The following is a 14,118-nucleotide window of genomic DNA, read 5'->3' as shown; positions in this document are numbered from 1 at the left end:
TGATGTGACCCAGACCCTCACCCACAATGCCCGCCTCAGCGTGGCGCCCATGATGGATTGGACGGATCGGAATTGTCGTTATTTCCATCGTCTGATGTCGCGTCACGCTTTGCTTTATACCGAAATGGTGACCTCCGCTGCTTTGGTGAATGGGGAGGCTTCACGGCATTTGGCCTATGATGCGGCCGAGCATCCCGTTGCGCTGCAATTGGGAGGCTCTGATCCTGCCGAATTGGCGCAGGCGGTGAAAATTGCTGCGCCCTATGGGTATGATGAGATCAATCTCAACGTGGGGTGCCCGTCTGATCGGGTGCAATCGGGCTGTTTTGGGGCGGTTTTGATGAAAACCCCACAGCTTGTCGCAGATTGCGTGCGGGCCATGCAGGATGCTGCGACTGTCGAGGTGACGGTGAAATGCCGCATCGGGGTTGATGATCAAAACCCCGCCGAGATTTTGCCCGCATTTTTGGAACAGATGGCAGAGGCAGGGGTCAGGCGTCTGACAATTCACGCACGCAAAGCGTGGCTTGAGGGGCTAAGCCCCAAGGAAAACCGCACCATCCCGCCGCTTGATTACGCCTTGGTGCGGCGCATGAAGGAAGAATTTCCGAACCTGCTTCTATCGATCAATGGCGGTGTTGAGGATCTAGACGCGGTCGCATCCCACCTCAGGGATGGGCTTGATGGGGTGATGGTTGGGCGCGCGGCCTATCATAGCCCCTATTTGATCTTGGGCCACGCGGATGCAGTGATTTTTGATGACCCGCGCATAGCGCTGTCGGCGCATGAGGTGGCCGATGCGATGATCCCCTATGCCGAGCGCCATATCGCGCAAGGCGGGCGGTTGCATCATGTGACGCGTCATATATTGGGACTATTTTCGGGGCAGCCTGGCGCGCGCGCATGGCGGCGCATTTTATCGACCGAGGCACAAACAGCCGACGCAAGTCCCAAGGTGATTGCGCGCGCGATGCAAATGATGAGTGAGCCTGCCTAGTTTGGCCCCCGTGCCGCGCGCCCGCCACGGCGCTTGGTCAAAAGATTTGCACGGCTTGGCAGGGCCTTCATGATGTCAGCGCGTTCTTCGGGTGACTTGCGGCCCCATGTGCTGATTTCATCAATCGTGCGATAGCATCCTGTGCAAATCCGTTCGGTCGGATGAACAAGGCAGATTTTTATGCAAGGCGAAGCGATTTCTTCGCGCGACCAAACCTCATCCACCATTGCCTGCCCTGCCTCTATTCTGCGCTGCGGATGACCCGCATGCGATCTAGTGATCCTTGCAATATATAGCTTGCAGCGACCGCATCAATCACCTCGGCGCGACGTTTTCGGGACGTATCCGCCTCTAAAAGCGCCCTTTCGGCGGCCACAGTGGATAATCTTTCATCCCAAAACGCGGCAGGCAAATGCGACAGGCCCTCAAATCGGCCAATATTGCGCAAAAAAGCGCGGGTTGATTGGGCGCGCGGGCCTTCGCTGCCATCCATATTGCGGGGCAGGCCAAGGATCAGGCCGCGAATATCGCGTGCCACCACCAGTTTCGCCAATTCGGCGGCGTCTTGGGTGAATTTCTCGCGCCTGATTGTGACCAAAGGGGTTGCAACGCTTTGGAACAAATCACTGATGGCAATGCCAATGGTTTTGGTGCCAAAATCCAAACCCAAAATCGCGGCGGGCGGCGCTGTGGCCGCGGCAAAGTCGTGAAGGTCGACAAAACCCTCGGTCATTGGGACAGGCCTGCCTCGGCAGTGTCCAGCACTGTCGCAGCGCCGTCTTGGCCCGCAAAATTTGCGCGCGCCTCAGCCAGAATCGTGCGCGCTTCATCAAGGCGGCCCAAAACACCCAAGGCCGTAATCAGCTGTGCATATTCTTCAACAGTGCCACCCTCATTGGCCAAACGGGCCGATAAATTGCCAACCATGCCCTCAATCATTGCAGCGCGATCTTCGGCGCTCATTTGAGCAGCGGCTTCCATTTGCGCAGCATCGGGGCCGCGAAGACTGGCGTCTTCACGGCGGGGTTGAGGCAGGTCATCCACATTGATGGGATCACCCGCAAGGAAGGCCACTTCTTCAATCTGCAAACGGATGGGTTCAAGCCATGGTGCATCAGACGTGCTTTCGGCCAAAAGAGTGCGCCAGATTGTATAGGCCAGATCAGGGCGGCCCCCTTGGGCATACATGAGGCCCATGTAATAGCGCGCGGTTCCATTGCGTGGCTCTTGCGCGATGGTCTCGGTCAACACGGCTTCAGCCTCGGGCGAAACATACCCGCCCGCCGCCAAAATCATCATTTCCGAAAGATTGGCCCTTGCGGCCACGCCCTCGGGGCTTTCTGGGGCAAGCAGGCCGACAAGCTGTTCTTGCGCGGCCACGGCAGCTTCGAAATTGCCAAGGCGCAACTCGTTTTCCGCCAAGAGGCGCCACCCTGTTGGGTCATCGCGCCGCTCCGTCATAATCGCGCGCAGACGTTCAACCAAGGCCTCAAGTTCTGGGTTTTCGGGGATGGCAGGGCGGGCCGACACCGAAGCCTCGGCTACCGCCTCGGCCTGTGAGGGGCGGGTGGCGCGATTTTCTTCGATCCGTTCAATGCGGGTTGTAATCGGCATATCTGGATAATTGGGCACCCCCAATTGCACATAGACCAAAACCGCAAAAGCCAGCGTTGCGACCAAACCCACAGGGATCAGAACCTTGCCATTGGTTAGGCCCGTTCCCGCCTCTTGGGCCGCTTGCAGGGCGCGGTCTGCCTCAATCAGGCGGCGCGAAACTTCGGCGCGGGCGCGTTCTGCATCTTGCGGCGATAGCACGCCACGCGCTTCATCGCGCCCAAGTTCCTGCAATTGGTCGCGATAGACCTGCACATCATAGGCTTCGGTTGGGGTTGTCTCGGATACGCCGCGCAGAAAAGCACGCAGCAAAATCAAGATAGCTGCCACAGAAATTGCAGCAGTTGTGATCCAGAAAACCATCAAGCCTATTCTCCTGCGAAATGTCGTCTTGGCCCAGATGTAAGCCCTTGGCCCGCAGATCAAAAGGATAATCGTGACACAAAGCCGCGACCATCTTGCGCAGGCCCGCAAAGCACGGCAAGAAATGCAGGAATTGCGTTTTGCATCTGGTCGTTTTTGCGCGCAAATATGCCGCCCGCAGTATCCTTTTGCGTCCCGAACAGGGCCAAACAGAGACAAGTTTTCAGGAGTGTCTTTCGCCATGCGCCACTATTCTGTCTTTGCCATCGTCAAAGAGGCATTGGGATATCACCAAGGTTGGGAACGCGCGTGGCGCAACCCAACACCAAAGGCCCAGTATGACGCGATCATCATTGGCGCAGGCGGCCATGGTTTGGCTACGGCCTATTACTTGGGTAAGAATTTTGGCATCACCAATTTGGCCGTGATTGAAAAGGGCTGGCTTGGCGGCGGGAACACGGGGCGCAATACCACGATCATTCGCTCGAACTATCTCCAAGATCCGTCTGCCGCGATCTATGAGAAATCGCGCAGCCTTTATGAAACCCTGAGCCAAGATTTGAACTATAACATCATGTTCAGCCCGCGCGGCGTGATCATGTTGGCGCAGACCGAGCATGAAAAGCGCGGCTATTTGCGCACGGCACACGCAAATTCGCTGCAGGGTGTTGAGACACGCTTCATCACCCCGCGCGAGGTCAAAGAACTTTGCCCGATCATCCATCTTGAGGGGCCGCGTTATCCTGTCTTGGGCGGTCTGTGGCAGGCGCGCGGCGGCACGGCGCGCCACGATGCGGTGGCTTGGGGCTATGCGCGGGCCTGTTCGGCGATGGGGATGGACATCATCCAACAATGCGAGGTCACAGCCATCCACCGCGAAAATGGCGCAGTCAGCGCGATTGAAACCACCAAGGGCCGCATTGGCTGCAATAAATTGGGCATCGTGGTGGCGGGCCATTCCAGCCATGTGGCCGATATGGCAGGCTTCCGTCTGCCCATTGAATCGGTTGCGCTGCAGGCGCTTGTATCCGAACCTATTAAGCCCTGCATGGATGTGGTGGTCATGGCCAATACGGTGCATGGCTATATGAGCCAATCCGACAAAGGTGAAATGGTCATTGGCGGCGGCGCAGATGGCTATAACAACTATACACAGCGCGGCTCTTTCCAGCATATTGAGGAGACGGTGCGCGCCTTGGTCGAGACATTCCCGATGATTTCGCGCCTTAAGATGCTGCGCCAATGGGGGGGGATTGTCGATATGACGGGGGATCGTTCCCCGATTATCTCCAAAACCCCTGTTGAAAATTGCTTTATCAACTGCGGTTGGGGCACGGGCGGGTTCAAGGCTATCCCCGGATCAGGTTGGGCGATGGCGGAACTTATGGCCAAAGGGCATTCACCTTTGGCCGATGAGTTTGGCCTGAACCGCTTCCGCGAGGGTCGCTTCATTGATGAAAGCGTGGCCGCAGGGGTGGCGCATTGATGCCTGCCTTGATGTTTAAGATTTACCAAAGCGAGGTTCAGCTATGCTGCTTTTGACCTGCCCTTATTGCGGTGTCTCCGCCGATGAGACTGAACTTTCCCCTGGTGGTGAGGCGCATCTCAAACGCTTTGGCCCGGGATCTTCGGATGAGGATTTTGAAGGTTATTTGTTCATGCGGCACAATCAAAAAGGCGTGCATTTTGAACGCTGGCGGCACACATATGGCTGTGGCAAATGGTTCTTGGCGGCGCGCTGCACCGCGACCCTAGAGGTGTTTGGAACCTATAGCGCACAAACGCCCGAACCCCCCAAAGAGATTATTGCAAAGATACAGGCAAAACGCCTTGATTGGAGCCTGACATGAGCCATCGTTTGCCTCAAGGCGGCCGTCTGATCGACAAGGCCCGCACGGTTTCTTTTGAATTTAACGGCCAGAAAATGCGTGGGCTTGCGGGCGATACGCTGGCCTCTGCGCTTTTGGCGGAAGATCAGATGTTGGTGGGCCGCTCGTTCAAATATCACCGCCCGCGCGGTATTGTGGCCTCGGGCGCGGAAGAACCAAACGCGCTTGTCGGTTTGGGCCGTGATGCGCGGTTTGAGCCGAACCAACGCGTGACCACCACCGAATTGTTCGAAGGACTTCAGGCGCAAAGCCAAAACCACTGGCCGAGCCTTGAGAACGATATCGGCGTGGTGAACAATTACCTTGCGCGGTTCTTGCCTGCGGGCTTTTATTACAAGACATTCATTCACCCGCGCCCGTTTTGGAAGCATGTGTTTGAACCCATTATCCGTCAATCCGCGGGTTTGGGCAAAGCCCCCAAAGATCGCGATGCAGATCGTTACGAGCATTTCTACGCCCATGTTGATCTGCTGATTATCGGCGGCGGTATTGCAGGGCTTCAGGCTGCGTTGGACGCAGGCAAGCAAGGCAAGCGGGTGCTTTTGGTTGAGCAAACCGCTCATTGGGGTGGCCGCGCGCCTGTCGATGGAATCGAATTGGGCGGTAAATCTGCCGATGACTGGATCACCACGACACTGGCCGCCCTTGGCAAGATGAAGAATGTCACCTTGCGCACCCGCACAATGGGGGCAGGGGTCTATGATCACGGCTATGCCTTGGCCTATGAGCGCGTGACGGATCATGCGCCGAGCGTTGATGCCCCCCGTCATCGGTTGTGGCGTATTCGCGCCGCACGCATCATCACCGCGACAGGTGCGATTGAGCGCCCGCTGTCTTTTGCAGGCAATGATATTCCGGGCGTGATGTTGGCGAGCGCCTTGCGCGATTACATCGTCAATTATGGCGTGGCTGCGGGCAAGCGTATCGTGATCGCCACCAATAATGATGATGGCTATCGCAGTGCTTTGGTCGCCAAAGAGGCGGGTCTTGAGGTTGCAGCCATTATCGACCCACGCCCCTCTGCAACTGGAGATTTGATTGAAGCCGCCCGTTCTGCGGGGATTTCGATCAAGAAGGGGATGGCCATTGCGGAGGCGCAAGGGGGCAAGCGTGTCACTGGCGTAAAAATCTGCACGCAAGACAGTGATGGCAGCACGGGCGAGGTCATTGCCTGTGATGCAGTCGGCATGTCGGGCGGATGGTCGCCTGTGGTGCATTTGTGGTCACATTGCGGTGGCAAGCTGATTTGGGATGAGGCGCAGGCCTGCTTCCGCCCCGATCCCACACGCCCGCCGCTCAGCCATGATGGCGAAGGGTTTGTTTTTGTGGCAGGGGCGGCAGACGGGTATTCCACTGCAGCAGCCTCTTTGAAATCCGCGCAGGCGGCTGTTGCGGCCGCCACAGGTCAAGCGGTGAAATCGCGCCTGCCCAAAGTGGTGGAGCCTGAATTAGGGGCCTTGGCCCCGATTTGGATCATGCCCGCCCGCGCACCCATTCAGAAACGTGCAAAAATGTGGCTTGATTTCCAAAACGATGTGAAAGTGTCTGACGTTCAGTTGGCCGCGCGCGAGGGCTATGAAAGCGTTGAGCATACCAAACGCTATACCACATTGGGTATGGCGACTGATCAGGGAAAGCTTAGCAATATCAATGGCCTTGCGGTGCTTGCTGATGCGCTTCAGGCGCAAATCCCTGCTGTGGGAACCACCACATTCCGCCCACCCTATACGCCCATTTCCATGGGGGCCATCGCAGGCGAGGCGCGTGGCGCGGTTTTCCAACCGCTGCGCCGCACCCCGATCTTTGACTGGCACGCTGAACATGGCGCTGATTTTGAGCCAGTGGGTCAGTGGCGGCGCCCCTATTGCTATCCACGGGCGGGCGAAGATCGCCACGCAGCCGTGACCCGCGAGATCAATGCCACCCGCGGCTCGCTTGGTCTGCTTGATGCATCGACCTTGGGCAAGATCATCGTCAAAGGTCCTGATGCGGGGCGGTTCATGGATATGCTCTACACCAATATGATGAGCACCCTGAAACCGGGCCGCTGCCGTTATGGTCTTATGTGCAATGAGAACGGCTTTTTGATGGATGACGGCGTTGTGGCGCGTCTCGATGAAGAGACGTTCCTCGTGCATACCACCACCGGCGGGGCTGATCACATCCACGCGCACATGGAAGATTGGCTGCAATGCGAATGGTGGGACCTTAAAGTATACACGGCCAATGTGACCGAAAGATGGGCACAGGTGGCCGTGGTTGGCCCAAATGCGCGCAAGCTTTTGGAAAAGCTCGGCTCTGACACGGATTTGTCGGCAGAAGCCTTGCCCTTTATGGCGTGGACAGATGCGAAAATCGGCGGGTTTGAGGCGCGGGTGTTCCGCATTTCCTTCTCGGGTGAGCTGTCCTTTGAAATCGCTGTTCCTGCAAGTCAGGGATTGGATTTCTGGAAAAGCCTGATTGAGGCGGGCGCAGAATGGAACATTACCCCCTATGGCACCGAAGGGCTGCATGTCATGCGGGCTGAAAAGGGCTTTATCATGATCGGGGATGAAACCGATGGCACGGTAATCCCACAGGATTTGGGCCTTGATTGGGCGATTTCCAAAAAGAAAGAGGATTATTTGGGCAAACGCGCACAGGCGCGGAGTTTCATGGATAATCCCGATCGGTGGAAATTGGTCGGTCTTGAGACGCTGGATGGTGGGGTTCTGCCAGAAGGTGCCTATGTGATCCGCGCAGGCAAAAACGCCAATGGTCAGAACAATGTCCAAGGGCGGGTGACATCGACCTATTATTCACCAACCCTGAAACGCGGGATCGCGATGGCGCTGATCCATGATGGCCCTGATCGCATGGGCGAGGTGGTGAATCTCACCGATGGTAAGGGTGGTCAGATCAAGGCACGGATTTGTTCGACCATCTTCTTTGATCCCGAGGGGGAGAAGCAAAATGTCTGATCTCAGCACCCTAACACCTTATGTCAGCGTCAGCGAACTGCCACTGCAAGGGATGATCACCTTGCGCGCAGATCTGTCCCAGAAAACTGTGGCGACAGCGGTCAAGGCCATCACGGGCCTTGCCATGCCCGCCCCGCGCGCAATCCTTGAGAAGGGCGCCTATGGGGTCGCATGGATGTCACATGACGAGGTGATGATCCTCTGCCCCTATGCGGAATGCGCTGCCCATGTCGCCAGTTTGGACAAGAAATTGGCCAAGCTGCATCATTTGGCGCTCGATATGTCCGATGCGCGCGCGGTGTTTGAGATCACCGCACCCACAGCGGGCGCATTGCGCGATTGTTTGGCCAAACTGATGCCCGCGGATTTTCATCCCGACAGTTTTGGGGTTAATGAATTGCGCCGCAGTCGCGTGGCACAGGCGGCAGCCGCAGTTTGGTTGACCGATCCAAAGACAGCGCGGCTTTTTGCGTTTCGTTCGGTCAAACAATATGTCCATGACCTGCTCCGCGTCTCTGGCGCAAAAGGCGGCGAGTTGGGGTATTTCTGATCTGCCCCCCTTGACCTTTGGGGGCTATGCCCCCCATCTGTGGTCTAGAAATTGAAACCGCGAGACGAGGGGATAAACCCATGGCTTTTACACTTCCTGACCTGCCCTATGCCCATGATGCGCTTGCCGCAAAGGGGATGTCGGCCGAGACATTGGAATTTCACCACGACCTGCACCACAAGGCCTATGTCGATAATGGCAATAAGCTGATTGCAGGAACCGAATGGGAAGGCAAATCTGTTGAAGAAATCATCACAGGCACCTATCAGGCAGGCGCTGTGGCCCAAAACGGCATCTTCAACAATGCAAGCCAGCATTGGAACCATGTGCAGTTCTGGGAAATGATGGGACCAGGTTCGTCGGCCATGCCATCGGAATTGGAAAAGGCACTGGTTGATAGTTTTGGCTCGGTTGATCAGTTCAAGGCTGATTTCGCCGCCGCAGGCGCTGGTCAGTTTGGTGCGGGCTGGTGCTGGTTGGTGCAGGACAAAGATGGCGGCCTTAAGGTTACCAAGACCGAAAACGGCGTGAACCCGCTCTGCTTTGGTCAAACGGCCCTGTTGGGCTGCGATGTGTGGGAGCATTCCTATTACATCGACTACCGCAACAAGCGCCCTGCCTATTTGGACAATTTCCTGAACAACCTCGTGAATTGGGAAAACGTGGCCTCTCGGATGGGCTAAGCCCTTTGAGGGCAGCGTTCATTGAACCAATAACCCCTCGCGAAAGCGGGGGGTTTTTTCTTTTCCCGTCAGATTTAATGCAAAGCTGGGCATCGATCGCAAATGCCCCCCCTTGACCTCCCCCGTAATCCCCCCTCACATGTGATCATAATCACAGAACCGAAGGCGATGCTTCATGACAGAGGCCACCAAAGGCGTTTTGGCGATGGTGGGGGCCTGCGTGATTTGGGGCTTCTCCGCGCTTTATTATAAATTACTGTCGGACATTACTTCCTCAGAAGTCCTTGCGCACCGCACGATATGGTCAGCTGTTTGCTTTGTTATAGTTTTATCAATCCAGTCCCGTCTTGGCGAATTGCGCGTCGTGCTTTCTAACAAACGTTCGTTATCTCAAGTATTTGCTGCTGCAGTTTTGGTTTCAACAAATTGGTATTTTTTTATCGTTTCGGTAAATCTTGGCCATCTGATGCAAAGTTCGCTCGGTTTTTATATATTTCCGCTGGTGGCCGTAGCGCTTGGGGCATTCATTTTAAAAGAGCCGTTTACGAGATCAAAGAAGATCGCTGTATTGTTGGCGGGACTTGCGGTGGTACAACTAACCTTAGGCTTGGGTGTCGCGCCCTGGATTTCATTGATTTTGGCATTCAGCTTCGGTTTTTATGGCTTAATCAAACGTCACGTAATTGCTGGACCCGTAGTTTCGGTGACAGCAGAGGTATCACTACTGATGCCACTCGCTATGGCATACCTTGCATGGCTCTATTCTACCAAAAGTGGCTTTTCTCCCGACCTTACAGAATTGATTTTATTGATACTGTCAGGGCCGCTGACGGCTATACCGATGATACTTTTTTCTTATGCTTCGAAACGTACTGCATTATCGACAATCGGATTAGTGCAATATCTTAATCCCACAATACAATTCAGCGTGGCTGTTCTCATTTTTGGCGAAGCTATGACGCTTTGGCATACAATTACGTTTCTAATGATCTGGTCAGGACTCGCAATCTATTCGGTAGGGGCTATGCGCCCTCAGGCAGCGCGATAGGCAGAGAGCCGCGCCAAAGTGTCGGCAGGCGTATCTACCGTTTCAACAAAGCCCAACAGGCTGGCATCGGCAAAGCCGTCTGTGACGATATGGTGCAACAGATGGGTCAGCCTGTCCCAATAGCCTGCGGTGTTCATGAGGATAATGGGCTTATCATGGAGTCCCAATTGCCGCCATGTCAGCACTTCAAAAAACTCGTCCAAGCTACCAGCGCCGCCTGGCATCATCACGACCGCATCGCAATTCATGAACATCACCTTTTTGCGCTCATGCATTGTCTCGGTGATGACAAAACGCGTCAGGTCGCGTTTGCCGACCTCGCGGGCCATCAGATGGGTTGGGATGACCCCGAATGTGTCACCACCTGCTTCTTGCGCGGCGCGGGCGATATGCCCCATCAGCCCAACATCACCAGCCCCGTAAACAAGGCGCATTCCCGCCTTTGCAATCCCAAGGCCTAAGTCGCGCGCGGCCTTTGCATAAAGGGGATTTGCCCCGTCCCGCGCGCCACAAAAGACACAAACTGAAAAATCGCGCATCGGGCCTATCCTTTGGTTTTTGCATATTGGGTCGGTTCTGTGATAGCCGCGTTCGACAAAGGGCTCAACTGTTGCGGCGATGTTAGTGTGGCGCAGTTTTGTGACAGATAGGTTTCGCAACATCTTGCGGATGGTGCTAAGCGTGGTGCAATATGTGCGCAAGCCCTTCGGATTGGGGATAAATATTTACGCTCGCAATGCGGTGCGATCATGAAGGTAGAAAATATGGCAAACGGGTCAAAAGTTGCGGGTGGCTTGTCGGGGCTTGGGATGGGCATCATCGCCCTTGCCATCGCCGCTTTGGGTTATTTGGGCTGGCAAGTGGTGAACGAAGACCGCGCTGGTGAGGAGGCCGTAGCAGAGGCGCCTGCCGCGGCAGATGACGCCACAAACGGCACGGCAGCGCCAGAGCCCGCAGAAGAAGTGGCAGCGGAAGAAGTTAGTACAGAGGTTACAGAGGAAACCGCTGCTTCGGAAACCGCAGTAGAAGTGGCATCGGAAGAAATCAGTACAGAGGTCGTAGAGGAAACAGCTGCTTCTGAAACCGCAGTAGAAGCGGCTGCGGAAGAAGTCAGCTCTGAGGTCACAGAAGAAACCACTGCTGCTGAAACCGCGAGCGATGAAACCACTGCGCCCGAAACACCTTCTACGGCGCAGGAGGCGGCTGATGTGGCTGAGGCCGTGGTCACGACCGCGCCTGTTTTGGATGTTATCCGTGTCTCGCCCGATGGCATGACCGTGATCGCCGGCAGCGCGATGCCTAATGCCGAGATTTATCTTTTGCTGGATGGGGTAGATAGCGCGGATGCTACTGCGGATCGAGCCGGCAATTTCGTGCTTTTGTCCAAACTTTCCCCTTCGGACAGTCCGCGTCTTTTGTCGGTTGAAGCGACCGATGAGACAGGTGCGCGGGTGGCTGCAGCACAAACCTTGGTCGTGGCCCCAATTGCCGCGCCTGTGACTGTTGCAGAGGCTACAGACGAGGCGGAAACAGTGACCCAAAGCACCACAACGCCCATCGTTCTGCAATCAGACGGGCAGGAGGTTTCGCTAGTGCAAGGTGGCAGCACCGATGGCGCGGCCCTCAGCATTGACACGGTCAGCTATTCCAGTGCGGGGGATGTTCAAATTGCGGGGCGTGCCGATAGCGGCGCTGCTTTGCGGGTTTACCTCAACAACGCGCTTGTGGCTGAGGTGACAGGCGCCGAAGATGGCACATGGCGCGCCGATGTCGCCAATGTTGCCGCAGGTGCTTATGATCTGCGCATAGATCAACTGGCCGCGGATGGCACAGTGATCGCGCGGTCTGAAACCAGCTTTATCCGCGAGGCTGCGGCTGAGATTGCGGATGCCGCAGGTGGCGCGCAAAACGCCATTCGTGTGGTGACAGTTGAACGTGGCTTTACGCTATGGGGAATTGCCGAAAATATGCTAGGGTCTGGCTTTGACTATGTTCAGATTTTCAATGCCAACCGCGACCAAATTCGGGATCCCGATCTGATTTATCCGGGTCAGGTCTTCACCATCCCTGCGCAATAGGTCGCGGGGGTAGGGGCGGGATCGCTCAAGCGGGGCTCTGGTCATCAGCGCCCCGCTTCTTTACGTTTGGGTCACCCGACCAAATCCGAGTCTCCAAATAATGTCCGCACCACATACAAACGCGCCAGTGATTGATCCTGAAAGTCGCGCCTCTAGCATGATCACCTTGCGCAAGGTGGGTCCCTATCTTTGGCCCAAAGAGATGCCTTGGGTGAAATATCGAGTTGTCTTTGCCCTCACTGCGTTGGTGGTTGCCAAATTGGTGGCGGTTGCGGGGCCATTTGCCTATAAGGCCGCCGTGGACGCGCTTGGGGGGGACGCGCCAAGCCCCGCTTGGGCCCTTGGCCTTGGGGCGGTTGGCCTGACTGTGGCTTATGGGGTCGCGCGCGCGGGCAATGTCGGCTTTCAGCAATTGCGTGATGTGATTTTTGCCCGTGTTGGGCAACGCGCCCTGCGCATGATCGCGATTGAAACCTTCCGCCATATCCACGCCTTATCGATGCGGTTTCACATCACGCGGCGCACAGGCGGGCTAAGCCGCATTATCGAGCGCGGGGTCAAGGGCGTAGATTTTCTTTTGCGGTTTTTGCTGTTCTCAATAGGGCCGCTGATCCTTGAATTACTTCTGACGGGGATCATCCTCGCCACGGTGTTTGACATCAGCTATTTGGCGGTTCTGATTGTCACCATTGCCCTCTATGTTTGGTTTACCTTTAAGGTGACAGAATGGCGCGTCAAAATTCGCCGCCAAATGAATGATCAGGACACCGATGCCAATCAAAAGGCGGTCGATAGTCTTTTGAATTTTGAAACCGTGAAATATTTCAACGCTGAAGAGCGTGAGGCACAGCGTTATGACCGCGCGATGGCGGGCTATGAAGAGGCGGCGATCAAGACCAATTACTCGCTCGGGTTTCTAAACTTCGGCCAATCATTGATCATCACCACGGGTCTTGTGATTGTGATGATCATGGCGGCCCATGGGGTTGAGCGGGGCGATTTGACTGTGGGCGATTTCGTCATGGTCAACGCGTTTATGATCCAAATCACCATGCCATTGAATTTCTTGGGCACAGTCTATCGCGAAATTCGACAGGCTTTGGTTGATATGGGCGAATTATTCACGTTGCTTGAGCAGCCCGCCGATGTGCATGATGCCGCTGATGCGCAAGAGCTGAAGGTGAGCCGTGGCAAAGTGGAATTCCGCGCCATTGATTTTTCCTATGAAAGCACGCGCGCGATTTTGCACGGGGTGGATTTCACCCTAGAGGCGGGTCAAAGCGTGGCACTGGTTGGGCCGTCTGGGTCGGGAAAATCCACCATTGGGCGCTTATTGTTCCGCTTTTACGATCCCCAAAAAGGCCAGATTGTGATTGACGGGCAAGATGTCGCCAAGGTGACGCAAAGCTCGCTGCATGATGCCATTGGCGTGGTGCCGCAGGACACGGTTTTGTTCAATGATACGATTTTCTACAACATCGCCTATGGCCGTCCCAATGCCACCCGTGCCGAGGTTGAGGCCGCCGCAAAATCTGCGAAAATCCATGATTTCATCGAAAGCCTGCCCGAAGGCTATGAGACAATCGTGGGGGAGAGAGGCTTAAAGCTCTCTGGTGGTGAAAAGCAGCGGGTGGGGATTGCGCGCACCTTGTTGAAAGATCCCCCCATTCTTTTGCTCGACGAGGCGACATCGGCCCTTGATACGGAAACCGAGCGCGAGATTCAGGGCCAATTGCGCGCGCTTGGTCAAGGGCGCAGCGTGATCATGATTGCGCATCGCCTGTCGACTGTGGTGGATGCGGATTTGATCATGGTGCTTGAAAAAGGCGTTATTGTAGAACGGGGGCGTCACGATGGTTTGGTTGCCGCAGGTGGCCGTTATGCGGCCATGTGGGCGCGTCAGATGAGTGAGCAGGAACACGCGCCCCAATAAGGG

The 14,118-nt window shown here is 55.8% G+C and carries 13 protein-coding genes; 9 read left to right on the top strand and 4 right to left on the bottom strand.

Features of this window, described 5'->3' with window-relative positions; genetic code table 11:
• Positions 1-4: 4 nt before the first annotated feature.
• Positions 5-997 (top strand): tRNA dihydrouridine(20/20a) synthase DusA, encoded by a 993-nt coding sequence (dusA, locus tag AAC636_RS07530; protein WP_340300972.1) that lies wholly within the window; start codon positions 5-7, stop codon positions 995-997.
• Here dusA and AAC636_RS07525 read toward each other — a convergent pair.
• From AAC636_RS07525 to ccmI, 3 genes are read right to left on the bottom strand one after another with little or no spacing between them, the layout of a single operon-like run.
• On the bottom strand, positions 994-1,224 hold the full coding sequence (locus tag AAC636_RS07525; protein WP_340300971.1) for a DUF1289 domain-containing protein: 231 nt from the start codon (positions 1,222-1,224) through the stop codon (positions 994-996). The genes dusA and AAC636_RS07525 overlap by 4 nt on opposite strands.
• Positions 1,225-1,238: 14 nt before the next feature.
• Positions 1,239-1,730: a Holliday junction resolvase RuvX gene (ruvX, locus tag AAC636_RS07520; protein ID WP_340300970.1), complete on the bottom strand. Its 492-nt coding sequence runs from the start codon at positions 1,728-1,730 to the stop codon at positions 1,239-1,241.
• Complete coding sequence (ccmI, locus tag AAC636_RS07515) at positions 1,727-2,974, bottom strand: c-type cytochrome biogenesis protein CcmI (protein ID WP_340300969.1); 1,248 nt, start codon at positions 2,972-2,974, stop codon at positions 1,727-1,729. Before ccmI ends, ruvX begins: the two co-directional genes overlap by 4 nt.
• 241 nt (positions 2,975-3,215) lie before the next feature.
• Between ccmI and AAC636_RS07510 the strand changes: the two genes are divergently transcribed.
• The 6 genes from AAC636_RS07510 (at position 3,216) to rarD (ending at position 10,104) form a co-directional block, all read left to right on the top strand.
• Entirely contained in the window at positions 3,216-4,460 is a 1,245-nt protein-coding gene (locus tag AAC636_RS07510) for a sarcosine oxidase subunit beta family protein (protein ID WP_340251119.1), read from the top strand.
• A 43-nt stretch (positions 4,461-4,503) separates the two neighbouring features.
• Complete coding sequence (locus AAC636_RS07505; protein WP_340300968.1) at positions 4,504-4,824, top strand: sarcosine oxidase subunit delta; 321 nt, start codon at positions 4,504-4,506, stop codon at positions 4,822-4,824.
• Entirely contained in the window at positions 4,821-7,823 is a 3,003-nt protein-coding gene (locus AAC636_RS07500) for a sarcosine oxidase subunit alpha family protein (RefSeq protein ID WP_340300967.1), read from the top strand. The genes AAC636_RS07505 and AAC636_RS07500 overlap by 4 nt, the downstream gene beginning before the upstream one ends.
• Positions 7,816-8,373 (top strand): sarcosine oxidase subunit gamma, encoded by a 558-nt coding sequence (locus AAC636_RS07495; RefSeq protein ID WP_340300966.1) that lies wholly within the window; start codon positions 7,816-7,818, stop codon positions 8,371-8,373. The genes AAC636_RS07500 and AAC636_RS07495 overlap by 8 nt, the downstream gene beginning before the upstream one ends.
• Positions 8,374-8,453: 80 nt before the next feature.
• Entirely contained in the window at positions 8,454-9,056 is a 603-nt protein-coding gene (locus AAC636_RS07490; protein WP_340251125.1) for a superoxide dismutase, read from the top strand.
• Between the two features lie 175 nt (positions 9,057-9,231).
• Positions 9,232-10,104, top strand: coding sequence for an EamA family transporter RarD (rarD, locus tag AAC636_RS07485; protein ID WP_340300965.1), 873 nt, complete (start codon positions 9,232-9,234; stop codon positions 10,102-10,104).
• On the opposite strand, the gene AAC636_RS07480 is transcribed toward rarD, so the two are convergent.
• Entirely contained in the window at positions 10,089-10,643 is a 555-nt protein-coding gene (locus AAC636_RS07480; RefSeq protein ID WP_340300964.1) for an LOG family protein, read from the bottom strand. The genes rarD and AAC636_RS07480 overlap by 16 nt on opposite strands.
• 210 nt (positions 10,644-10,853) lie before the next feature.
• Between AAC636_RS07480 and AAC636_RS07475 the strand changes: the two genes are divergently transcribed.
• A complete protein-coding gene (locus AAC636_RS07475; RefSeq protein ID WP_340300963.1) occupies positions 10,854-12,182 on the top strand; it encodes a LysM peptidoglycan-binding domain-containing protein in 1,329 nt (442 codons plus the stop codon).
• Positions 12,183-12,339: 157 nt separating this feature from the next.
• Positions 12,340-14,115 carry an ABCB family ABC transporter ATP-binding protein/permease gene (locus tag AAC636_RS07470; protein ID WP_340301114.1) on the top strand — a complete coding sequence of 592 codons (1,776 nt, stop codon included), beginning with the start codon at positions 12,340-12,342 and terminating at the stop codon, positions 14,113-14,115.
• Positions 14,116-14,118 lie beyond the last annotated feature (3 nt).

The sequence above is a fragment of the Roseobacter sp. HKCCD5988 genome (assembly GCF_037830355.1).
Lineage (GTDB): Bacteria > Pseudomonadota > Alphaproteobacteria > Rhodobacterales > Rhodobacteraceae > M30B80.
Note: the sequence above shows the minus strand (reverse complement) of the source record. Positions and strands in the feature narration are given on the sequence as shown.

Coding starts and splice junctions, on each gene's coding strand:
- AAC636_RS07480 (WP_340300964.1), bottom strand. CDS start 10,643: ATGCGCGATTTTTCAGTTTGTGTCTTTTGTGGCGCGCGGGACGGGGCA.
- AAC636_RS07510 (WP_340251119.1), top strand. CDS start 3,216: ATGCGCCACTATTCTGTCTTTGCCATCGTCAAAGAGGCATTGGGATAT.
- ccmI (WP_340300969.1), bottom strand. CDS start 2,974: ATGGTTTTCTGGATCACAACTGCTGCAATTTCTGTGGCAGCTATCTTG.
- AAC636_RS07470 (WP_340301114.1), top strand. CDS start 12,340: ATGATCACCTTGCGCAAGGTGGGTCCCTATCTTTGGCCCAAAGAGATG.
- AAC636_RS07475 (WP_340300963.1), top strand. CDS start 10,854: ATGAAGGTAGAAAATATGGCAAACGGGTCAAAAGTTGCGGGTGGCTTG.
- ruvX (WP_340300970.1), bottom strand. CDS start 1,730: ATGACCGAGGGTTTTGTCGACCTTCACGACTTTGCCGCGGCCACAGCG.
- AAC636_RS07495 (WP_340300966.1), top strand. CDS start 7,816: ATGTCTGATCTCAGCACCCTAACACCTTATGTCAGCGTCAGCGAACTG.
- AAC636_RS07500 (WP_340300967.1), top strand. CDS start 4,821: ATGAGCCATCGTTTGCCTCAAGGCGGCCGTCTGATCGACAAGGCCCGC.
- rarD (WP_340300965.1), top strand. CDS start 9,232: ATGACAGAGGCCACCAAAGGCGTTTTGGCGATGGTGGGGGCCTGCGTG.
- AAC636_RS07525 (WP_340300971.1), bottom strand. CDS start 1,224: ATGGTGGATGAGGTTTGGTCGCGCGAAGAAATCGCTTCGCCTTGCATA.
- AAC636_RS07490 (WP_340251125.1), top strand. CDS start 8,454: ATGGCTTTTACACTTCCTGACCTGCCCTATGCCCATGATGCGCTTGCC.
- AAC636_RS07505 (WP_340300968.1), top strand. CDS start 4,504: ATGCTGCTTTTGACCTGCCCTTATTGCGGTGTCTCCGCCGATGAGACT.